The following is a 22,949-nucleotide window of genomic DNA, read 5'->3' on the forward strand; positions in this document are numbered from 1 at the left end:
GCCCCACGTTTCAACGAAGCAAGTTCCCAGCAAACGCAAAAAAGCCCCGCCCAGTCTTTCGACTCGGCGGGGCGATCTGTTTGCTATTAAGTCAGCGTCATTTCGACTACCAGTTGTACTGAAGTCCGACGTATCCGCCGTGCAGGATCAAGCAATCGTCAGCGTTGACTGCTCCGACCGAGTCCAGAGACGTGAAGTCTGCGGTTGAACCAGGAGCCGTTGCAACGCCACAAGCCGATAGCATGCGGTAGCCGCCGGTGAGTGTCCAAGCATTGTTCAAGCGATAGCCCAGACCCAGATCCAATTCAGCCAATGCCGAAAGAGCAGTATCATCGTTGTCGGTCAGCACATCGTCCACACCTGCAGTGGTGTAGTAGGCCAAGTTGGTTTCGGTTCCCAGACGTTGACGCACGTTGACGTCGTTTCCGTAGATACCAATCTTACCACCGGCGGTAAGCATCAAACGCTCGGTCAAGCAGTAGTTCAGCTTCGATCCAAACTGGTAACCGAACAAGTTGTTTTCGGTATCGACGTTGTAATAGACGTCGTCAGCTTGGTAACCGGCAGTACCATCGACGTTCGATGCCACTTCAAGGGCATCTTCCAACTGGAACCAGCGGAAACCGTGGCTGGTCGTGACTTGAACGCGACCGCTGCGTGTCAGTGGTCCACCGAATCCGCCATAACGGCCGTTACCCATCCGATTCGCAAAGCTGCCGTGGCCGAGTCCTTGGTTGCAGGACTGACCTTGGCGAACGCCACCCATCCAACCAAAGCTAACCAAGTTGGCTTCCAGTCCGCGGAAATCCAGATCACGGCTGATCCGGTAGCCTGCTGCTGGTGTTGCCGAGGCTCCATCGTAGTAGTCATAGACACTTGCTGCAGGGTTGGCACCCGATACAACCAGCGGAGCGGCTGCAGAGCTCATTCCCGTAAACGTTGGGCGATAAGTAACACCCGTTGCTGGAATGAAAATCTGTTGCTCGCGGTCGGGATCAAACTGGAAGTAACGGAAATCCAAGCCGTACAGTCCGCCTGCAAGGTAGCGACCGACGTTGAATTCGAAGGCAGTGTTGTCTTCGGGAGCCACGTCTTGAGCGTTCAATCGGCGAGTGCCGACGGCGTCATCGATCAAGAAGTTGCGACCATTTCCATTTTCGTTGACGTCCAAGAACAGCAACGATGCGCCACCGAACCAAGGCGAAATGCTACTACGGCTGCTACGTCGAGCGAACGTCGATCCCAGCAAGTTTGATCCATAGCCACGAGCGCGACGTGCGCCACTGTGGATGTGCGACCCGATGGCCCCGCGATACTGCGGCTGTGAATACTGAGGTGCGTAACCATGATGGACATGGCTGGTCATCGGAGTACTGGACACTACTTGCGGCTGCGACTGGTGAATCAAGTTGTCGCTGATGATCTGGCCTTGAGCGACCGGTGCCGAATGCGTTTGACCTGACACGATCGGTGCCGACATGATCGGTGCAGGCGAGGACATCACCGGTGCTGGCATCGACTGATACGACTGCACTGGAGCGGAAGGATGGATGATGGTTTGGCCGGTGATCGCTCCGCTCAAGCCGTTGTTGCATGGGGCACAGTTCGCACCGCCAGTCCCGACCGTGCGAAACACATTGGGTTGTGTTTGAGTTGTCTTTGTATTGAAATTATTCCACTTGGCAGGTGACGTGTAGTCAGCAGCTTGAACGCCTGTGGCGACAAAACTTAGACCCATGGCAATTGCGACGTGACGTAAAATATTGGTTCTCATTGCTCGACTCCTAGCGTTTTCCGATTCGTCAACTTCCGTGCGACGGTTCACAATCCACGCAAGCTAATCAACACCCTGCACTGTCACCGACCCTTGTTTCCTCCAATGGTCTGTTTCAGCCTTCACCGGGTTTCCCCGGATCAAATGTGTGATCAACTCCGATAGCGTTCCGCGGCAGGAGATTCGACGAGCGAACCTATTAATTGGCGGGAAATCCTTCTTCCCTTATTTACGCAATCCTTTGTGTCAGCGATCCAATTCTGGATGGCCCGTTTCTCGGCCCCGTCACCCCCTCCTGCCTGGCTTCCTGAAAGAGTCGATTCAACACTTCCCAGAATCAGGCCGCACGTGACGGACGAGAAACAAGCCACAACCGCGACTTGGTTTCGCTCACGCAAATACGAATCGGAACGTTGATAGCTAAATGCACGCTTTGATTGCAAAAATGCCCCGCAATGGCCAACGGTGCTGCTGGACAACAGGCACACGAAATGAAATCAAATCAATCATCGATTGACGACTAATCCATCGCGTTGCCCCAGCCCGCAGAGTCACAAGAAAACAATCCGGTCAGGAAATTTATGCGGCCCGATCAACGGCACGCATCGCACAACGCGCCGCTATCCTCAGCCAAGCAGGCTCACCACCCAACCGAACCAATACGGCAAAGCAATTACGCGGAGCACACGAAATACGGCCCCCAATCGAGTTGCCAATTCGCAAACTTGCCGTAGTCCGCAAAGATTAATAACGGCGTTTCGCCACACTCTCGGGTCGATGCGGTAAAGGATGGAGAAGAAAGCGAAGGGGGCGAATTCGTGGAACGAGCGCTGCCGATTTGCACCGTCTCTATTCCTTGTTGGCGTTCGCAACCGGCCGGCAAACTCGCGGATACGCCAACGTCATTCCGGCCCCGTTGTACCGCGTCAGATGCTCGGGCGCAAAACCGATCGGCTCTGCACCGTGACGCACCACATATGTACTGGCGTAGCAATCTCGCAGCGTTTGGCCTTCGGTATCCGCGCCCAGCCAGATCAAATCCACGACGAAATTGAACGGCCAGCAGATCCACATTAGTATCCGCAACGTCATGGTGAACAGCGTCGGGCGGCCTCCCTTGGTCGTCACAATCGTCAGCCCAAGCAATCGATAGGCCACCGTGCGAAACCGCGAACGTTTCAGCGGAGCCAAGTAGACCCAAATGCCAACGATCCATAGCAGCATAAAAATGCCCGACAGATCCAGTGCCGCGCCCAATTTGCTTGCTCCAATACTCTCGGCCAGAACCATCACGACGCTTCCTAGGACAGCGCCCATCAACAGCAGCACGGCGCCGTCGATGAATACGACCGCAACGCGTTGTGCAAACCCTGCGTAATCATCCTTGTCATAGTACACCCCCGTTCCCAGCGATCGATCGACTCTCAGGGCAGGACTCTCAAACACAGAAGGATGTGACACCAATCAGGCAGGCCTATTGTCTCATACTTTCTGCTCCAAAGCGAAAATTTCGGCACAACGCCTGTCAACTTCGCTGGTGAACGACAGTGCCAGGCATGAACGCGAAACCGTTTGGCCACACAGATCTTTTGCCGCCCCCCGGCGTGGCTTTTCGACAGCGGTGCCCATCGAATCATCAAAAACCATCGGGCCTGTTGGGATAGCATCCCGTCGCTAAACTTACTTGGATGACATGGGAACTCTCAAATTTTGGACAGCACCTTTGCGGCGGTAGTGGCATTGGTGAACTGATGGACGACCTCGGCGACGCTTTGGCTCGCGGTGGTGATCGCATTTGCATGCTGGGCGGTGGACAACCGTCGCACATTCCCGCGATGGATGCGATTTGGAAACGCCGCATCCAAGAAATGGCGTCGACCGACGGGGTGCTGGAACAAGTATTAGGCGACTACGAACCGCCGAGCGGAAATCTCGCGTTTCGCCAAGCCGTTGCAGATCTGTTCTCGCAGCAATTTGGTTGGCCCACGACGACCGACAACATCGGCGTATCCGCCGGCGGGCAAACGGCGTTGTTCTTGCTCTTCAATTCGCTGGCGGGCCAGATGCCTGACGGACGCCAAAAGAAGATCTTGCTGCCGTTGGTTCCCGAGTACATCGGCTACGCCAGCCAGTCCGTGGGGGGCGAAATGTTTTGTGCCGTCAAACCACGGATCGAATTGACCGGTGACCACGAATTCAAATACCGAGTTGATTTTGATCGCTTGACGGTCACCGACGATGTCGCGGCCATTTGCGTTTCGCGGCCAACCAATCCCACCGGCAACGTCCTGACCGACGACGAAATCTCGCGATTGGCTTCTTTGGCGGAGCAGCACGAAATCCCCCTGATCATCGACAACGCCTACGGTGCCCCGTTCCCCGGAGCGATCTTTACCGAAGCGACTCCGATCTGGAACGAACACATCATTCTGACGCTCAGCTTGTCCAAATTGGGACTACCGGCGACACGTACGGGAATCGTCGTTGCCCGCGACGAAGTCATTCGGTCGATGTCATCGATGATGTCGATTGTCGGACTGGCCAACACGAACATCGGCCAAGCGATTACGCGTCCCCTGATTCAAAGCGGCGAAATCCTAAAGCTGAGCCAAGAAGTGATTCAGCCCTTTTACCGCGAAAAATCACTGCGAACTCAGCAGGTCGTTGCCGAAGTCTTTGACGACGCGTTGCCCTACCGAGTGCATCGCAGCGAAGGAGCGTTCTTTTTATGGATGTGGTTCGAAGGGTTGCCGATCACGTCTCGCGAATTGTATCAACGACTGAAGGCTCGCGATGTGTTGGTTGTTCCGGGAAGTTACTTTTTCTTTGGAGTCGACGAATCGCCCTGGCCCCACCGAGACGAATGCATCCGCGTCAGTTTTACGATGCCAGACGAAGTCGTCGCTGACGGGCTAAAGATAATTGCCGAAGAAGTGGCCCGAGCCTACGCCACAGCCTAAAGCCCTGCCACCTAGTTAGCCGCCACATACTTAGCGGCTGGCGCTAGCCACGGGCCAGCAAAACTTGATTGCCACCCAATTCAACCCGCTTAATTCAGCCCACACAATTCGCACAGCAAATGCAGCATGGATTCGATGCTGCTGATTTCGGCGGTCTCTGACGCGGTGTGGTACGACGATGTGGGAAGCTGCAATGTGGTGCCGCGAATCTTGCCGTCGCCCGCCGACATGAGCCGTCCTAGCTCGGTTCTGCCAACGGACAGTTTCTTTTCGCGAGACTGATTGAGTTCTTCGACATACGTGTCTTTGAATCGATACGGAATCTTCAGTCGATCGCACAGACACACCAGTTCGATCGTCAATTCAGCATCAAACGAACTGATCGAATCGCGGTTTCGCAGCACCACCTTCTGTCGTTCGATTTCGCCCAAATCAGGAAACGGACTCGTATCCAACACGACAAGACGATCCGTCTCGATCGCGTTGCGCTGAAACCATTCCATCGCGAATCGCCAGCTTCGACCAGCCTCTTCGCCGGCGGTAAACATTGCGGTGCCGCGGAAGCCGCGGCGTATCAGTTCGATCAACATTGCTACCGAAACGACGTTGTCTAACTGTGCCGACACCAACCCACCATCGATAAACAATCGATCCAAAAACGAAACCGGAAAACCGGGCTGCAGAAATTCCAATCCATCAATCTCGAAGATCAAATTCTTGCGGCGGGGACACACAAACGAACGTGTGATTGTCCCCTGCCCCAAATAGGATCCCGCGTAGGGCGTATGAGCTTGGACACGCTGACCTTCGAAACGTCCGGCAATCAAATCCATGAACTGTTCGGAAATCGAATCCCCCGTCAATTCGCCTCGGTTGCCGGCAATGAACGCAGCATATTGAAACTCGTTGGGCCCCGTGCACAGCAAACCATGCCGGTCGACGTGTGCGGAAAGGTACACGCTATCGGGGTCGGGACCTTGGGCGACCAAAAGCCCGTGGTATCGCTGGACTTCGACGTCGTACTGCTCCAATTCGCGACGGACGACACGAAAAAAAGCGTCTTCGACACCCACCACCGACGGTTCGCGAACCAGCGCGCGCAGCAGGTGCAGGTACTCTTCGATTCCTGGGGGCACTTCTTGCAAGGCAGAATTCTTCCGTGTGACCAGTCCAAATGCACTGTATCTGCGGCGTCCTTCGCCCACAGAGATCGGGCCAAACTACCCGACGTGACGCAGTGCATCGATAGGACTCATCGCCGCCGCTCGCATCGCCGGATAGAGTCCAAACACCACGCCGACCGTGACAGAGATACCAAATGCGATCGGGATTGACCAAGGGATAATGATCGGTTCCATCGACTGAATGGTTTCGGGCAGCGATTCCATGAGTTCGGGAAAACTGGTGTTCAGGAACCAGCGAAACAACTCCAACGCCTTGCGACACGTGATCCCGCCCAGGATTCCCGTGATCCCGCCCGCGACGGACAGCAGAATGGTTTCGATCAAAAACTGCCGCGTAATGTCACGCTTGCGAGCCCCCAGAGCCCGCCGAATGCCGATTTCGCGAGTTCGCTCGGTCACAGTGGCCAGCATAATGTTCATGATTCCGATCCCGCCTACCAGCAGCGAGATCCCTGCCAGCAAACCCATCATCGCCATAAACATGAGCCGCGTGTTTTTGGCCTGTTCCAGCAGTTTCAACGGGACACCGATCTCGAAATCGTCATACAAGTGAGTGCGTTTCAGGGCTTGTTCGACGGCCTGGCCGGTCGCGATCGCATCGTCCTGATTCTTTAGACGCAGCGTCACTTGCGAAATCGCCCGCCCGCCGTTGTTGCCCACCGAGTACGCTTCCCCAAAACGAATCCAGTACGTTTCCAAAGGCACGTACACATTGTCAGAAAAGTCCTGACGCCGGCTGGTGTCAGCCACGCTGTCCATTTCCGCTCGCGGTGCGACCACACCGACGACGCGAAAGAAATCATCAAAAATGTGAATTGATTTTCCGATCGGGTCTTCGTGTTTGAACAACGATCGCGCCACATCGCTGGACAGCACGCAGACGTTGGCTTTGTTTTCATTGTCGGCGTCGATCAAGAAACGCCCTTGCGACACGTGCAACGAATACAGATCGCGGTACTCGGGGGTGCAAGCGTTGATTTCGCCCAACACCAATCGATCCGCGTAGCGAAATTCACGTTGGGTCCGTCGATAAAAAGGAATGGCCAAGTCGACCGACGGGATATTTTCTTTCAGATGCCAGCAGTCTTCTTCGGTAAGCCCGTAGAAGTAAATCTTTTTGCCTTGCAGCTGATCGGACGACGGACGCGACGTCGTCACAATGATGTTGTTGGCACCCAATTCCTGAATCTGCGAATTCGCTTTGGCCGCGATGCCTTCGCTGATCGCCAGCAACCAAATCACGCTGGCGACGCCAATAAAAATGCCCAAGATCGTCAGCAGCGAACGCAATGGATGCATCAAAAGCGTTTTCAGCCCCACACGCAAATCTCGCGCTCGCAACCGTAGCTGCGATGGACGCCCTGTCCGCGGCATCACGTGGTCTTCGCGTCGACCATCGCTCGGTGGCCGCACTCGCTGGTCGACTTCGATCACTCCGTCGCGAAGTCGCACGATTCGGCGAGCCCGTTCGGCCACTTCTTCCTCGTGCGTGACCATCACGATCGTGGTGCCCTTTTCGTTCAGATCATCGAAAAGGTCCAGAATCTCTTCGGTCGTCGCGGTATCCAGATTTCCGGTTGCTTCATCGGCCAAGATGAACTCGGGCTGATTGATCAAACTACGTGCGATGCCAGCACGCTGCTGCTGTCCACCAGAGAGCTCCGTCGGACGGTGATCGGTTCGTTGATTCAGACCGACCAGGGACGCCAAATCGTTGGTCCGATTGCGGTCGTCTGCGGTCATGCCGCCGTTGTACGTCAGCGGGACTTCGATATTCTCCAGCACGTCCAACTGTGGCAGCAGATTGTAGGCTTGGAAAACAAAACCAATGCGCTGAGCGCGGATCTTGGACAGTTCGTCGTCCGTCAATTCAGAAACATCGCAGTCGCCGATCTTGTAGACACCGGACGTCGCCGAATCCAATCCGCCTAACAGATTCAGCAGCGTACTCTTGCCAGATCCCGATGGCCCCATGATGGCGACGTAGTCCCCTTTGGGAACCACCATGTCGATGCCCTTGAGGACATGCACGACTTCGCTGCCAAGATCATAGTCCTTGCGCAGATCCGAAATGCTCAGCGCAGCTTCGCGCTGGCTGTCGCCGGATTCCGCGTCAGTCGCGTTCGTTTCGGGCTCTTTTTTCAGCATGTGACTCGGGGGCGAAATGATTCACTCTTTCGGTAAATACCGTCTTGATAGACCCCAAGGAAGCGAACAGGCTGCAAACGCGGCACGGCCCCACATTCTGACGGTCTGCGGGAATCACGACGGAAGACACCGATTTGATCTCAGCCATTCCGACTTGGCAAACCACGCCATTTGGCGTGGCTCGAATCTCCAAGCTCGAGTCTCCAACGCGTCGCAAGACCCTGGATCCCCGACTATTCCTGTTCGGGGAGTTCCAATAGTTCCAGCACGGTCGGGTCAGTGACATTGAGCACGATGCTCTCGCCATCGGACAACCCATCTTCGATGATCAAATCGGTTTCGTTTGCGATTCCGACCGTCACTTCGCGAGTTTCGACGCCGCCAGCAGCCAGTGGTACCGCACAGAAGAATTCTTCACCGCGTTGCACAATCGCTTCGATGGGAACTTGCAACGCGTTATCGATCGCGTCGACCAACAAGTTGACTTCGGCAGTCATGCCCGGTCGCAAATCAGACGGTGGCGCGTCGACTTCGATCATCACTTCGTATTCTTTGACGTGCGACATGTAAGCACTGATCGGCGGCAGAGGATACTCGCTGACTTCGATGACGGTGCCGGTCAAAGGCAGCTCGGGCATCGCGTCCAATTTTAGATCCGCCGTCTGGCCAATTTTGATAAAACCAATTCGCGATTCGTGAACCTTGGCCGTCACCTGCATTTTCTTTGGATCAGGCAGCTGAATGATCGCCTGTCGTTCGCGAACCGGCATGCCTTCTTCGATCAACACACCAGAACTGCTGGAACGGCTCCGTTTGTTGGCGTACACGACTTGCCCGGCAATCGGAGCGTGGATCATGCACTTTGTAATTTGGTCTTCGTATTCAGCAAGTTGCTTTTGGTCTAATTCCAACGTTTTTCGGCGCGACTGCAATTTGGCGGTCGCGGTTCGGATCGCTGCCTTGAGCTGAGTCAACATTTTTTCACGCGTAAACTTGCTCAGCACTTCCAACTTGGTCTCAGCCACGCCCAGTTCTTGCTTGGCCTTTTCCAGAGCGAACATGTCCGCTTCCAGTTGGGCTTCGGGGATGTACCCGCGTTCGGCCAATCGCTTGCTGTAGGTGATGTACTCTTGGGCGCGTCGCTTGTTTTCTTCGGCGACAAACACGGAGCTTTGCTGCGAAGCAAGTTGCTCTTTAAACGTGCCTTCGTCGTATTCGCTCAGCGCCAACCGAGCGGAATCCAAGGTCGCTTCCGCTTCGATCACGGCCGCTTCGCTATTGCTGCTGACGATCTGCTGCTGGATCAATTGATTTTGGAGTTGCGAATCATCTAGACGCACCAAGAAGTCGCCTTTCTCCACCCACGAACCTTCGGGAACGATTTCCAAGATATTCACGGCTGATGACGATGTCCGGCCACGCACTTGGCAGCGAACTTCAATATTGCTGGAGCTCTGGATTTCGCCGCGTTCCAATACGCTATGCACGAACGGTGCCCGAACGGCTTGCGTCATCAGCACATCCAATTCGACGGTTTCGTCCATGAACCCGCCCAGCAGGTTCGAAATTCCGCCGACCAAAAAGTGGCCGACTAATCCCATTGCAAGGACCACACCAATGCCCAAGGCAAGCGGTGAGGTGATGGCGCCACGGCGGCAATCGGCTGTGCGTGTTGCGAACGACCAACTGGCTGATGAATTCATCAGTGACAGGCCTTTGTAGGAGAGACTGGGGGGAGGGATCACTGAAGGTGGGACAGTGTGTGATCCCGGCGGGTGGGTCGTCTAAGTATAGTCGATTGCTGAACGTCTGTCAGCATCGAAGCTCAGGCGGGCAGGGTAACTCGAAGGTTACATTTTTGCATTGTTTCAAAGCGTCCAGAAGTTGAATTCTCGGCAGATTTACGGCTCCGCGACCAGTTATCTGTCTTCGTCGATCATTCCCAACTCATCCAGAGTGTTCGGATCAGCTAGCTTCAGTGGCGAATTTATTCCCAATGGTCCAGCCGGATCGACCGGAAGTCCGTCGCCGTAAGCTTCGCCATTCGGCAATCCGGGCGTATTTTCTGCTTGCACTTCGCCGGTATCGATCCACACTCCCGTCGGGTCCAGTTCCATGGTGCCCATCTCAAAATCCAACAGCACTCGCAGCACTTCATAGCTGACCCAGACGTTCAACAAATCATTTTGGGCGTCCAGCAAATCCGTCAAAGCCGACACAAGGTCACGCGCGGACGTGGGCGACGCCTTGGCTTGTTGGCCGACACGCACGGGTGGGTTCAGTCGAAGCCGTGCCAAGTCAACCTGCGAGATCGCGACTTGCACCGCCGTCCGTCGAACTTCCAAGTTGATCTGGCTGAGTTCGATGATTCGCAAAGTGTTTCGCAAACTCTGCGTCACGCGATCCTCGAACAGCATGTAGTCGCGCCGCGATCGCTGGTAATCGATCAACGATTCACGATAACGATTACGTTCGGCCAACCGGGCCGTCGGCGAATCAAATTCGATTCCCAAACGAAGGCGACTGTTGTCGGTTTCGAAATCAGTGACGCGTCCCGCTGGGGTGCCGATTTGACCATCGACGACGACATCCAAGTTGCTCTTCAGGTCGTTGGCAAAGAATTCGATCTTACGCCACGAGTCGACCAAATTGGCGCGAGCGTTCATCCAGTCCAGACGATTCAGCCGAGCAACATCGACTGCTTCGGGCGCCGTAATACTGACCGGCGGCAAACTGATTCCTTGCAGCCGAATCTCGGCATGCACCAACGACAACTCTAAAAGTAAATCCGACAGTGTCGCCGCCAGATCAATGGTACTGTCGATGCTTTCGGACAATCCGCCGTCTTTGCCGTCTTCACTTTTGTTCTTCGAGTCTTCTTTTTCGGCCACCTGATCAGAGCTCTTTCCAAGCGATTGACTCAGTTCCGCCGTCTTTGCGATGTCGGCTTTGATCTGCGGAAGTCGCATACTCAGGAAGTCGATTCGCTTCATCAACCCTTTTTCGTCATACACTCTTGGATCGACATCGGCGCCAGTGCTACGAATCCGCGCGCCGACTAGAGCGATCGCTTTGCGACGGCCCGGAAGTTTGTCATCTAGCTTTTCCAAGTCAGCATCGGCGGCCGCGATCCTTTCTTCCAATCGCTCCGACAACTCGCCAATCCGCGATTTGGTGCGATCGATCAATTCCTGCGTCGGCTCTTCGGCGCCCTGGCGTGCTTCCAGCAGGATGTCGGCCAGTTCGTTTTGCATCGCGCTGAGATCCGGGTGGATCAAAACGAATCGGTCCAACAATGAATCGGCAATCTCCAGCGGCAAATCGGGCGGCAATCCCAGCTCAATTTTGAAATCATCAACGCGGCTTTCGTAAGCTGCCTTCGATGCCAGCTGGCTACTCTGTGCGTTTAGCAACGCCTGACGCGCTTGGTCGACTTGCAATCGATTGGCAATTCGGTTCGCGGCAAACTGAGCTTCCAATTGCGCCAAACTGTCTCGCAGCGCGGCGATGTTTGCATCTTGGTTGCGAATTTGCTGCTGGTCCTGCAGCAGTCCCAAGTAACCCGATGCACTCGCCGCTCCGTTACGGCCACTGGGAAAACCCGCGATCACGCCCAAGCCATTTTGCCCGACATTGTTGGCCAGCGACGGACCGCTTCCTGAGTTTCGGCCCGTGATAATGTCGACGTAGAACCCTTGCCGGAACTGCTGCATCTGACGCACATTGGCCAGCAAGTTTCGTTCGGTTTGGGTTAACTGTTCCAACACTCGAGCACGGCCGCCAAGTCGCAACAGCGGTTGGACCAATGAAAAGTTCAGGGTCGATGTCAGTGCATCACTGCCGCTGCCCCATGAATCCCAGACCAACGAATTGGCTAGCCCGACGACCATCTCGCCGCCGGTCGCCGTCAGTTTGTTGAACCCGACTCCCGAGTTCAACGCGGATTGCGAAAGCTGACCGGCATCGCGACCGCGAAAGTCTTGGCCAAAATCGCTGCCGGCAAAGAACTGATGGTCAAACCGAAATCGCTCGAACGTGACGTCTAAAGCGGAAAGGTACAGCGTTTCGAGATTGTTCTGATACTGACGCGAGTGCAACCGCGCCACTTGCATGGCATCTCGCAAGTCCAGCTTGATCTTGCCTTCGTCGGCTCCCGGCAAAGACTGCATCCACAGGGCCGGTTCAACGCTGCCGAGACGTCCATTTTGGTTCCAGTGGGGATAGCCTTTTTTGCCGTCGACACAAACCATCAATCGATGCGAGCGTGCATCGTCGGGCGGCATCGGCGGACAGTCCACCGCGTTGGGGTCCGCCATTCGCGAATCGGCTCGCGCATAGATCGAACCGTGGTCCAAGTGACCGCCTTTTTCCGCGATCACGCAATCGACTTCCTGGTCCGCGTCTTTGCGAAAATAGTGACGCGAGCAACCCTCGGCACTGACCATGAGTACCGTCGCAGCGATTCCGATCGTCAACCTTCGCTTCTTCATGTGCGATCCGCGATTCACTCAGCAATAGCGACATTTTGACAGCAAATACTCTTGCGCAGCTTCCCATACGCAATGCATTTATCGTCCATCGAAGGTCCAGTTATGAGGATTGTTTGGCGTTTGCGGGCCTAATCCCCGTCAGAGCAAGAACTTGAGTCGGCACACGCCTGATCACGTTTGCACTCGGCGCGGCTGATTGCATGGCGAACCAGATCGCATGCGACAGCAGTTTGAGATTCAGCGGACGCGGCGTGCCCCCCACCCGCGACGTGCCCCGTGCGCTGCCACCCACTGATACCGCATCCGAGAAGTGTGCGAATCTGACCAACCCCACTGCCAGTCCTCCGCAACATCGCGTTTAGGTTGCGATCCGTGCCAATGTTAACGGACTTCGGATATCCACCTCGTCATCGCGATTTGCTTTGCCACAATCGGTCGATGACAGAGAACGTCGTCCGCCCGAAACCCTTTGCCAGAGAAGCCTCTTGTCCTCCGTCGCGCACTCCCTGATTGTCTTTTCCGCCGTAGCTTTCCTCGGGCTTTCCTTTGGAAGGATTCGCTTGCGTGGCATCGGGCTCGGATCCGCAGGCGTTTTGTTCGCCGGCATCGTATTTGGCCACTTCGGGATGACCGTTGATCACGAAATCGCACACTTTGCCAAAGAATTTGGGCTGGTGCTGTTCGTTTTCACAATCGGGCTACAACTGGGCCCCGGCATCATCCGGCTTTGGAAAGCACAGGGCTTTTTGCTAAACGGTCTGGCCGTCGCGATCGTGGCGATGGGCGGCGCCCTGGTCGTCGGATTTGACTACTTGATTGGACTGGCCCCTGGCAGCGGCCCCGGTCTGTTTTGCGGAGCCACCACCAATACGCCGGCGCTCGGTGCGGCCCAACAAGCTGCCGCCAGTCTGGCACCCGATTCAGAAATCTCGGTCGACACGCTCGCATCGGCCTATGCCGTCGCCTACCCCGGCGGCATCTTGGGCATCATTACGTCGATGCTCTTGCTGCGACGACTATTCAAAGTCGACGTCGATGCGGAAGCCGAAAAAGCGGAGCAAGCATCGGGGACCAAAAACGACCCTTTAGAACGCCGTAGCCTGCTGGTTACCAATGACCGCATCGGTTCGATCGCGTTCGGCAGCCTGCCAGGCGTTGATGAAACCGGCGTGCGAATTTCTCGGATTCAGCGGCACGAGCAAACCGAAGTCCAACACGCCACCGAAGAAACCACGATGCAGGTCGGCGACATCGTGCAAGTGGTCGGAACGCCCCAAGAATTGGCGAGATTCGAACCGCTGGTAGGACGCCAAAGTGATGTTGATTTGATGGAGACGCCCGGCGATGTCGTTTACCGCCGAGTGGTCGTCACCGAACCGTCCGTGTTAAACCACTCGCTGCGGGAACTGTCGTTGGACAAAATCTACAGCACCACCGTGACACGCGTCATGCGATCGGGCGTCGAAATGACTCCGCGCGGATCGATGCGTTTTCAGTACGGTGACATCACTCACATCGTCGGCGACAAAGACGGCGTCGAACGAGTCAGCAAGGTCATGGGCAACTCGCTCAAAAGTCTCGACGAAACTCAGTTTGCGTCGCTGTTTTTCGGTGTCGCTGTTGGCGTCGCCGTTGGCATGATTCCCATCGCACTCCCCGGTCTTCCCTTCCCCGTCAAACTAGGATTGGCCGGTGGACCACTGATCGCCGCCATCCTCTTCAGCTTGGTCGGCCACCTGGGCGGATTGATTTGGTACATCCCCTATTCCGCCAACTTGGCACTACGCGAACTGGGGATCTTGTTGTTCCTTGCCAGTGCCGGGCTGGGCGCGGGAGAAACCTTCTTTTCCATCGTGTTCACCCTGGACGGAATGAAATGGGTGCTTGCGGGAATCGTGATCGCCATGCTGCCGCTATTGACGGTCGGCATCGTCGCGAGAAAGGCTTTCAATCTAAACTACCTGACCCTGTGTGGTGTCTTTGCCGGCAGCATGACCGATCCGCCTGCGTTGGCGTTTGCCAATTCGCTTTCCGATTCGCAAACCAGTGCGACCGCCTACGCAGCCGTGTACCCACTGACGATGATCCTGCGAATCGTCGCCGCACAAATCCTGGTGTACTTGCTACTGAGCTAGTGCATCGCTGCGGCAACTGAAATGATCCGTTTTGGCCGGATGTGATTCCCTGGCGCTGGTCACCGCTTCGCCCCACTGCACTCGTTACAATGATGGTCCCCGCTGGATGGATCATCACGCAAGCAAACGAGCGTTCGACCATGCCCCACTCATCGACTCGCTATTCCACGTTCGCGGAAAGCTCCCGTCGCGAAACGGAAGCGATCGCGCACGCGTTGACAACACTGACGAACTGCGGATTCCGAATCGAACACAAGAGTGACGACACCGCGACCGTCACAGGTCCCGGCCTGAACAGTTCCAGACAGAATCCCCTGCTCGGCGCCACAAAAGTCCATCTGAACGCGACGGACGGTCGCCTGAAACTGGACGCCGAACTGGGTGGCGTGGACCGAATGGTTCGTTTCGTCAAACGCTTTCCACCGATGCTCGGTTTGGGGCTGGGGCTGTTTTTTGCCGTCGCCACTGGCCTGATGGCTTGGCTGCAACTCGGGGCCGGAAATGGCGTTCCGTGGGCACGCGTTTGGAGATGGATCGCGATTGCCTTCGTGACGTCCCTAGCTCCGGTCGCGCCGTGGCTGTTTTTGTCGCCGATAATCGCCCGTTCAACGCGTCGCCGAACTGAACAAGCACTCGACACGCTGGTCCACAACGCGGTGATGCAATAACTGGTCGTGGCAACCAAACTTTGCCGGGTGCGATATGGCGGGAACTTCACTGTAGCTCGCTGTCTCATTTCGCTGTCTCATTTCGCTGTCACATTTCGGTGGCCAAATTCGTTGCCTCGCCACGCTGCCCAGCAAACGAACAGTCACCACCGCTGCACCACATCCTGCTCGGGCCTGACAGGACAACCCAAAAGTCCCCCGATGAATGCCGATCAAACAGCGACGATTGTTCCAACTGATTCCCAACAGCGGTCCATTGGCAAGAGACGCTCCTTCTTTCGCTTTCTGCATCCTGCACCGCTGGACGCCTGGGTGCTGACGACCTTACTGCTTTGGGGCATCGCGTTCGTCTGTTCGCTTTTCTTGCACTTGAATGACCGGCGTACGGACCCGCTTGATCTTTCCATGCCGCTCGCAATCGGATCACTTGCGATTGGACTGGGCATTGGCGCGACGGCGATAAGCAGCAAGACGCCGCGAGTCGCCTGGATCCTGCTTGGGTTCACGCTTGCCGTCGCCATTTTGATCTACGTCTTTTCAGGCAGATGGCTGGACATGCAGCAGCCTCAGTGGATATCGATGGACTACGGCGAATCCAAACTCCGAAGCCGCAGCGACTATGTCATCGCCTACTGCCAGCTAGCCGCTATCGGCGCGGCCATCTTGTTGGCACTACTGCTTGCTCAATTCGCTCTGGTCAAATCGCATTCCAAAGCGATCGTGTTCACGGACGCCCTGTCGGCAATCGCTTCGTTCTTGAATCGACACCGTACCCGACTGATGATTGCCTTTGTGGCGATCATGTTGCCGGCGACCGTCTTACGCAACATTTTTGATCCGCACATGCAATCCGCCTCCTTCCTCACTTCGGCATCGCTAATTCTCACAGCCGGGTTTGGTTGGCTAGTCGTCTTCTACATCTTCGTTCAATTCGCTTCGACGCCGCGTTGGCCACGAACCAAACGGATCGCCATCGTTCTGGTTGGCCTGATCGGTGGCATTGTTTTTGTCAGCAACTTTTGGAACACGCAAACTGAGTCGTCCGGTTTCTTCTTTGCCATCTGCATCTCGCCCTTTCTATTTTTGCTGGCAGTCATCACCGGCATGGGACTGAAACAGCGACCAGGGAATGCTGCCGAACCGCGACGGTGGATTTCGATTTGGTCGTGGCTGCTAGTGATTCCGGTGTTCGCGTTCGCTGGCTGGACAATTTATCGCTATGACCTGCGAATCTGCACAATGGCACTGCTGGATGACGACGATTTTTTTGCCAAGCCAAAGTGGATCGATTTTGCCAAACGATCGCGTGAGTTCCAACGCGCAACCGGTGGATCGGCCAGACTGGTCGATTATTACTCCAGCGCATTGCTGCAAGTCCGAATCCGTGATCAGCGTGATGCGGATTGTTTGCAAAAGCTTTTTCGGCACCAGCCCATCATTTCTGCTTGGTTAATAATCGACAACCTTCAACCGTTCGTCGACACCAAACCGCTGCGAACCCACGGGGGCGATCTGACGTTAGTCGGGGGCGAATGCACTTCAGCGCAATTCGCTGACATCGCCGTCAAGATTCCAACACTCGGTGTTCAGTCCGTTCGACTCCCCGGTCAAAACGACCACCAACCGACTAGCTTGCCGAAAATCCAAACCTTCGGGAATCGTCGTATTGGCGGGCTAGCGAATTTCCTGGATGCTTACGTTCCAGCGGGTTTGAATGATGTGGTGATCTATTCGCCCTGCAACGAAGAGGACTGGGACGCGATCGTTCGGCACAACCAAGCGTGCAAGTTTTTGATTTACGAGACCAGTGAAGCTACGACGAAAATCGGCCTCCGCATTTTGGAAGCAGCTCAGCAGCAATCGATCAGTGGCATTCATCTCCAAGGTTCCAACGCGAGCCCAGAACGACTGCTGCGGTTGAATCTGAACAGCGACATCCCAACGGTGTATTTGACGCTGGGTGATGCTCGGTCATTCTGGGATCTTGCCTTTGTCAAACACGAATCACCCATCAGCGATTGGATTGACGATCCGCCAGGTTCTTTTGCGGAACACTGCCAGAACTTCCACTGGAGTTACGGAGAGAACAAAAATGGCAAAATCACTCGGCTCTGGTTGCCGGATCTCGACTTGGTGCGGCAAAACTCTGTCGATTTGATCGCGACCGAGACGCTCCGTTTGGATGCGAAGGGCATATGCGGCTTCGAGGCGTTCCCCGAAACTGACGTGAGCGATCTGGCAAAGCTTGTCAATTTGAAACAGCTCTACCTCAGTCGCAACCACTTTGTCAGCGACCTGGCTTTCCTTCGCAGCATGCCCCAGCTTGAACATCTGCAGATGCAATCGCAAGATCGAGCGGTGATGGCAACCACAGGCCTGGAAGTCTGCAAAGCCCTGAAATCGATCCGCATCTTTTGCCGTCCCGATCCACAAACGATCGCGGATCTTGCGACTCTGCCAAAGCTTAAAACGCTAGAGGTCGTCGATGACGAACACGAGTTTGCCGACGAAAAGGCGATCGAAAGTTTGCGTCAACAACTCCCAAGCGTCGACGTCCAGATCCTTTCAGCGGAGACCTACGAACCGGATCTATCAAGCGACTTGAAAGAGCACCTTACGCGAGTGCGCAAGGAAGCACGCAAACGGCTGCTGAAGTTGGCCGACGAACTAAAGGAAAGAGAGGAACTGGAGGAGCGAGAGATTCCATGATGCCAGCACGGAGTAAAATTTCAGTCAGCCGCTGGCGCTAGCCACGGGCATTTTCAAGTGCACCCGAATGCAGTACCGCCGCACCAACGTCTCCCGATCGCATATGAGTCCCATCCTGGCCCAGGCAATCAACGCTCGACAAATGCCCGTGGCTAGCGCCAGCGGCTGACTGCTGCGGCTAACGGCCTTGGACACCGACGTTTTACGGAATGGCCTTGTACGTTGGCTCTAAATCTGGATTTTGACGTCGGCTGCTGATTCGCGAATGATTTTGCCGGCTTCTTCTAAGAAACCTGGACGGTCGATCAACTCCAAGACGGCGGGATGGCTTAGCAATTGCACCGCCGTGTTGCGGTCCATCGAAGCACCGCTTTGCAACACTTCGCGAATCTCGGGATCGTCCATCAAGTTCGCGACAGCCTCTTTGATCTCGGGTCGCTCTTGTAGATTGTTGATCGCGGGGTGATGAAGTAGATCGTTGATTTTCTGGGGATCACTCAAAACCCGAACGCTCTTTTGAATTTCGTCGAACCGTTTCAGCGGCTCAAATTTTTCGAACGGATTGTTCTCTTCGATCACCGGTCCCAGTCGACTCGAGTGGGTCTGATCAGCGACCTTTAATATGACTTCCGTCATCTGCTGAGACGCGACCGGACGCGCTGAATCACCCGCGGCGGCATCGGCGTTGGCCAATTGCAACTGCATGGGTTCGACCATCAGCAGACCCCCTAAGAACAATAGGACTGCCAAGCCTCCTTCGGCGGCACCCACCGTGAATCCCAACCAGCAGTTCAATCGCGCCAGTCGCGGCCGTGAACGCAGGATTCGAGTCGTGATCATCGACAGAACGATTGTTGCCAACATTGCGATGCCAAACCCGATCGCAGAAATCGCGATGATCCGGTTCAGCAAGCCTGTGGTGCCAAACCACTCAAAGAAGTGGTTTTCGTAGGTGATCCCTAACTGTGGCGCGTACATGAAGGCGACCGTCAGTGCACCCAGCGAAGCAACTACCCGGCTAAGCCCCATTCGGTAACCCATCATCGCCGTGATCAACACCACGCCCACCGTTGCCGCGACCACGTAGTCGCTCAGGTAAACGCTGTACCCAATCGCTCCAGCCGCTGACGCAACCAACAACAACCAAGCCGACCAACTCATCCGTGGAGGTTCAAAGTATGTCGATTCCAGGGAGTCGTCAAAGTTCGTCATAGGAAGGCGATGGGTAGGCGTAGAAAGCGGATTCAGCGAAACGAAAGGCGCGCACTTGCGCGTGGTTTAGCTGAAATCTAGCTCACGGTTTTTCCACGAGACGCCCGAATAATCGCTACTTGGACGCTTTGATTTCCTTGGCCTCGGCCTCCAATTTGCCGATTTCATCCTCCAGCTGCTTGATTTCGTCCAAATCGTCCGCCTGCTCACGGGCACCCGCCAGCCTTGGTCGCATGGTTTGCAGCTTCTTGTTGATGACTTCCAGACGCTTTTTCTGCTTCTTGTCCATTCGTGCTTTCTCGTAAAGGAAAATTTCTAACTGCCATTACCCGCCGCACCTCTCCGCAGCCCGCCATCCAAACGGCAGACATTCCGCAAAACGTAGGCCTTTAGCAAAACGTAGGAACTTTGGCAAAACGCAGGCAACGACTTCATCAAAACTCCAGCAACGCCACCACAAAATGGACGACCAGGACATACAAAGTTGTCCAGAGCACGGTCGACGTGATCGCGTGGCTGACATCGCTGGCAGATTGCTTCGGTGCGATCCCACGATAATAACCGATGGCGGCCGTTCCCACACCGCACACCAGATTCTTCAGCATCACCCAACCCCATCCGTCGAATAGCCTGGAGTCGGATTGGATCAGATTGCGGTAAAAATGCTGCTGCCAAAAATGCGGCCCGATCTCGTCGTGGCTCAGCGTGAACGTCACCAGACTGATCGCCTTGGCCGCCGAGAACGCCAACCACTCCAGCATCGGCGTCGCGATCAAAAACGCCAACACGATTGGCACCAACAAATACGCTTGCGGCCGCACGCCCAACGTCTTCAGTGCATCGACTTGACCGCCATAACGCTTCACTCCGACATCGGCGGCGACTGCGGCACCACAACGCGCGGCAATCAGCACGGTCGCCAAAACTGGCACCAAAATCCGATAGAGCGCAAACCCAATCGACGACAATAGTTCGTCGATCAATAGTGGCTGGGTATACAACCGAAATGGCAAAAATCGAAACGTGAAATACGTCCCCGTAAATCCAACGATCAGCCCCGCCAGCACCAAATAGAACCAAGCCGACGGGCCACCTACCAACCGCAGGTAGTGCATCAAAAACCGCGTGCCCCAACGGATCCGTGGCACAATCGGCAAGGCATCGATGGGCAATTTTGCGGCCGCCACCAAAGCGCCTCCGGTATTGGTCAAAAACTGATCGACCGTGCGGCTGACTGACGAGCGAATCTGGCTGCCGACCGTTTGGTCGCTGGGTTCTTTGGGTTCTAAAGCGACCGATTCCATCCGGTCCGCGATTTGGTCCCACTGCGATTCAGGAATACTGACCAGCTGCCGCGCCGCGGAATCAAGCAGCAAAACTTCGTCGGCGATCGGCAGCAGAGTTTCGTAGTCATGTGTCACCACGATGCTGGTGCGACTGTGATTGGTCTGAGTTTGACGAATCAATTCCGCCACTTTGCGGCCACTGGCTGCATCCAAGCCCGAAGTCGGTTCGTCATACAGAATCACGTCGGGATCGGCCGCCAAGGTTCGCGCGATCGCAAGCCGCTGCTTTTGTCCGCCGCTTAAACCTGCGATGGGTGTTCGCGCCGGCACGCCCAATTCGTCCAACCAAGCCTTTGCCGACTGCAGCGGTCGTTTGCGTCGATTGGTTCGGTGATCAATTGCAAATTGCACATTTGCGGTGGGCGACAATTCGTCGAACAATGCAAACTGTTGAAACACAATTCCGACTCGCTGCGTCTGATCCATCGCCCCTCGCCCCGACGCTTTGGTCGCATCGATATTCTCCGGCGCACCAATCTGCCCTCGCCAAGAAATCACGTCGCCGTCGTGCGGCAACAGCCCTGCCAATACTCGCAGCAGCACGGATTTTCCTGCACCACTGCCACCGACGATAACCGTAATCTTGGCGGCCGGAATCGTCACCGATGTGTCGCTCAGCAACACACGATCGCCTGCTTGGACATGCAATTCGTGCAAACACAACGGACGCGTCGGCACGCCGTCTCCTGCGGTTTGTTCGCCGCTCTGATGGCGATCGTCTTCGGCGTTAATTGAATCGTTCATTCGGCGGACTGCTCCTGCGTTGCCATGTAGACAATGGGGTACGGCATACGCTTGCTGGCGGATTTGATTTCGCCACGGGATGGTTGGCCGGTGTGCCACGCCACGATCCAGCGCCGGTCTTTGCGAAGGATCTGACTTCGCAGCACTCGTGCAAAATCCGGATCGATGCCCGTCTCTTCGTTGCCGAACAAATCATCCCCAATCAAACGCACGACCGGTTCCAATCGGTCCCCTGCCAAATCAATCGCATCGCTTGCTTCTTCACTGGACCACACCTCGCTCCAAACCGCGCGTAGCCGTTCGTTTTCGACCAACGTTTCTTTCAAGATCTGCCGGACCAGTGCTCGCGCGGCTGGATCGCTGGCCAGATCGTCCGCCACTTTTCCCATTTCGCGTCGTACCGCCCGGTTAGTTGCCACATCGGCCAAAATCCTTTGGATCGCGGTGACGATGTCGTCCATTTTCGCTTCGATAACCGGCACCGCTTCGTTCTGCACGAATCGCTTCCATTCCTCCTGGACCAATCCTTTCTGCGGCAGAGGCGTCTTGTCGTAAACCGCTCGCCATCCAAACCGCCACAACGATGCGCGGTTCCAAATCTCACGCCCGATCTCTTCCGCGGGCGGTTGCCCATGCTTGCGAACGATCGGCATGATTTCTCGCTTGGCAAGCGGAATCAGCCGATCCGATACAATCTCGTCGTTCAATCGTTCGGCCAACGCATCGATCTCGGCTCGGTGGTTTTCGACCGCGACTCGAAACTCTTCTTCGATCACCGGCATCGATCGCTTGATACTCTGCTGGACCAGCGGAACAAACGCCGCCGACAAATCGTCGCCGTGCTGTGACATCGCCGACGCAATGCGTTCTTGGATTCGCGCTCGTTTCTCTGGGGGCAGCATCGTCGTGACGACTTCTTCCAAACTGCCACTGCTACGGTACTGGTACAAATCACATTCATCGATTGGGACTGAGTGTGAATACCACGTCAGCTGAACCTGAGCCCCGGAGCCGGAACCAAGTCCACGATCGCCAAGGTTAGGGGCCTTTGGGGTCGATCCGTCGCCGCTTGCCCTTTCATCCGACTTATCGCTGATTCGTCCGCTGACGTATCCGACTTGTCGCCAAACGCCTGCATCATCCTGGTAAAAGATTGGATCGTTGATTTCGGCTCCCCGAGAGCGATCGGCCACGGTAACTCGCTCCGCCGGGCCCCTCCAAAAACTGATCAGCGACGACGTTTTCGATCGAGGCGCAGGGCTATCGTTTGCATGCGTATCGCGGGAGAGCGAGCTGGATTTCAGTGCGAACGCCGCCCCCAGAATTGCGAGCAGCCAAAAAGCGATTCCGACTTTGCGTTTGATAAATCGGCTCATAAATTGCAACACGAGTAACAAGGGCGGACAAACGCGGCCGTGATCCGATGCGTTTGGCGGTTAAACATCAGAGGCGACTTTGATACGCTAACGGGGCGCCATCCATCGCAAGACGGCAAATATATTGACGCTGATGGCTCGCGGGGAGTATCGGCGATCTCGTGGATGGTGCAATAGAGCAGTTTTTTTGTAACGGATTTGTA

General features: G+C 55.6%; 14 protein-coding genes. 4 read left to right on the forward strand and 10 right to left on the reverse strand.

The window, feature by feature from the left end; all coding sequences use genetic code 11:
* Positions 1 to 106 precede the first annotated feature (106 nt).
* Positions 107 to 1,774, reverse strand: a complete 1,668-nt coding sequence (locus K239x_RS15210; RefSeq protein WP_145419110.1) for a BBP7 family outer membrane beta-barrel protein — start codon at positions 1,772 to 1,774, stop codon at positions 107 to 109.
* Positions 1,775 to 2,623: 849 nt separating this feature from the next.
* The gene (locus tag K239x_RS15215) at positions 2,624 to 3,235 is read right to left on the reverse strand and encodes an RDD family protein (RefSeq protein WP_419188986.1); all 612 of its coding nucleotides are present in this window, start codon (positions 3,233 to 3,235) and stop codon (positions 2,624 to 2,626) included.
* Between the two features lie 227 nt (positions 3,236 to 3,462).
* Here K239x_RS15215 and K239x_RS15220 point away from each other — a divergent pair, with 227 nt between their 5' ends.
* Positions 3,463 to 4,734, forward strand: coding sequence for a valine--pyruvate transaminase (locus K239x_RS15220; RefSeq protein ID WP_145419112.1), 1,272 nt, complete (start codon positions 3,463 to 3,465; stop codon positions 4,732 to 4,734).
* 89 nt (positions 4,735 to 4,823) lie between these two features.
* Here K239x_RS15220 and K239x_RS15225 read toward each other — a convergent pair whose 3' ends face one another.
* From K239x_RS15225 to K239x_RS15240, 4 genes are all read right to left on the reverse strand, one after another.
* Entirely contained in the window at positions 4,824 to 5,879 is a 1,056-nt protein-coding gene (locus K239x_RS15225; protein WP_419188987.1) for a peptidase M42, read from the reverse strand.
* 75 nt (positions 5,880 to 5,954) lie between these two features.
* Positions 5,955 to 8,066 (reverse strand): ABC transporter permease, encoded by a 2,112-nt coding sequence (locus tag K239x_RS15230; protein ID WP_145419113.1) that lies wholly within the window; start codon positions 8,064 to 8,066, stop codon positions 5,955 to 5,957.
* 233 nt (positions 8,067 to 8,299) lie between these two features.
* On the reverse strand, positions 8,300 to 9,769 hold the full coding sequence (locus K239x_RS15235) for an efflux RND transporter periplasmic adaptor subunit (RefSeq protein ID WP_145419114.1): 1,470 nt from the start codon (positions 9,767 to 9,769) through the stop codon (positions 8,300 to 8,302).
* A gap of 216 nt (positions 9,770 to 9,985) precedes the next feature.
* Positions 9,986 to 12,556 carry a TolC family protein gene (locus K239x_RS15240; protein WP_145419115.1) on the reverse strand — a complete coding sequence of 857 codons (2,571 nt, stop codon included), beginning with the start codon at positions 12,554 to 12,556 and terminating at the stop codon, positions 9,986 to 9,988.
* 485 nt (positions 12,557 to 13,041) lie between these two features.
* Here K239x_RS15240 and K239x_RS15245 point away from each other — a divergent pair, with 485 nt between their 5' ends.
* The 3 genes from K239x_RS15245 to K239x_RS15255 all read left to right on the forward strand — a co-directional run bounded on the left by K239x_RS15245 (position 13,042) and on the right by K239x_RS15255 (position 18,068).
* Positions 13,042 to 14,691, forward strand: a complete 1,650-nt coding sequence (locus K239x_RS15245) for a putative transporter (RefSeq protein ID WP_145419116.1) — start codon at positions 13,042 to 13,044, stop codon at positions 14,689 to 14,691.
* A gap of 140 nt (positions 14,692 to 14,831) precedes the next feature.
* Positions 14,832 to 15,359, forward strand: coding sequence for a hypothetical protein (locus tag K239x_RS15250; RefSeq protein ID WP_145419117.1), 528 nt, complete (start codon positions 14,832 to 14,834; stop codon positions 15,357 to 15,359).
* Positions 15,360 to 15,560: 201 nt separating this feature from the next.
* The gene (locus K239x_RS15255) at positions 15,561 to 18,068 is read left to right on the forward strand and encodes a hypothetical protein (RefSeq protein ID WP_145419118.1); all 2,508 of its coding nucleotides are present in this window, start codon (positions 15,561 to 15,563) and stop codon (positions 18,066 to 18,068) included.
* Positions 18,069 to 18,296: 228 nt separating this feature from the next.
* Here K239x_RS15255 and K239x_RS15260 read toward each other — a convergent pair whose 3' ends face one another.
* The 4 genes from K239x_RS15260 to K239x_RS15270 form a co-directional block, all read right to left on the reverse strand.
* Positions 18,297 to 19,280, reverse strand: coding sequence for a CvpA family protein (locus K239x_RS15260; protein ID WP_145419119.1), 984 nt, complete (start codon positions 19,278 to 19,280; stop codon positions 18,297 to 18,299).
* 115 nt (positions 19,281 to 19,395) lie between these two features.
* Positions 19,396 to 19,569: a hypothetical protein gene (locus K239x_RS28685; protein ID WP_419188988.1), complete on the reverse strand. Its 174-nt coding sequence runs from the start codon at positions 19,567 to 19,569 to the stop codon at positions 19,396 to 19,398.
* Positions 19,570 to 19,714: 145 nt separating this feature from the next.
* Entirely contained in the window at positions 19,715 to 21,370 is a 1,656-nt protein-coding gene (locus K239x_RS15265; RefSeq protein WP_145419120.1) for an ABC transporter permease, read from the reverse strand.
* On the reverse strand, positions 21,367 to 22,563 hold the full coding sequence (locus K239x_RS15270) for a hypothetical protein (protein WP_145419121.1): 1,197 nt from the start codon (positions 22,561 to 22,563) through the stop codon (positions 21,367 to 21,369). Before K239x_RS15270 ends, K239x_RS15265 begins: the two co-directional genes overlap by 4 nt.
* Positions 22,564 to 22,949: the final 386 nt, after the last annotated feature.

Source organism: Stieleria marina (assembly GCA_007741555.1).
In the GTDB taxonomy this organism is placed as follows: Bacteria; Planctomycetota; Planctomycetia; order Pirellulales; family Pirellulaceae; genus K23-9.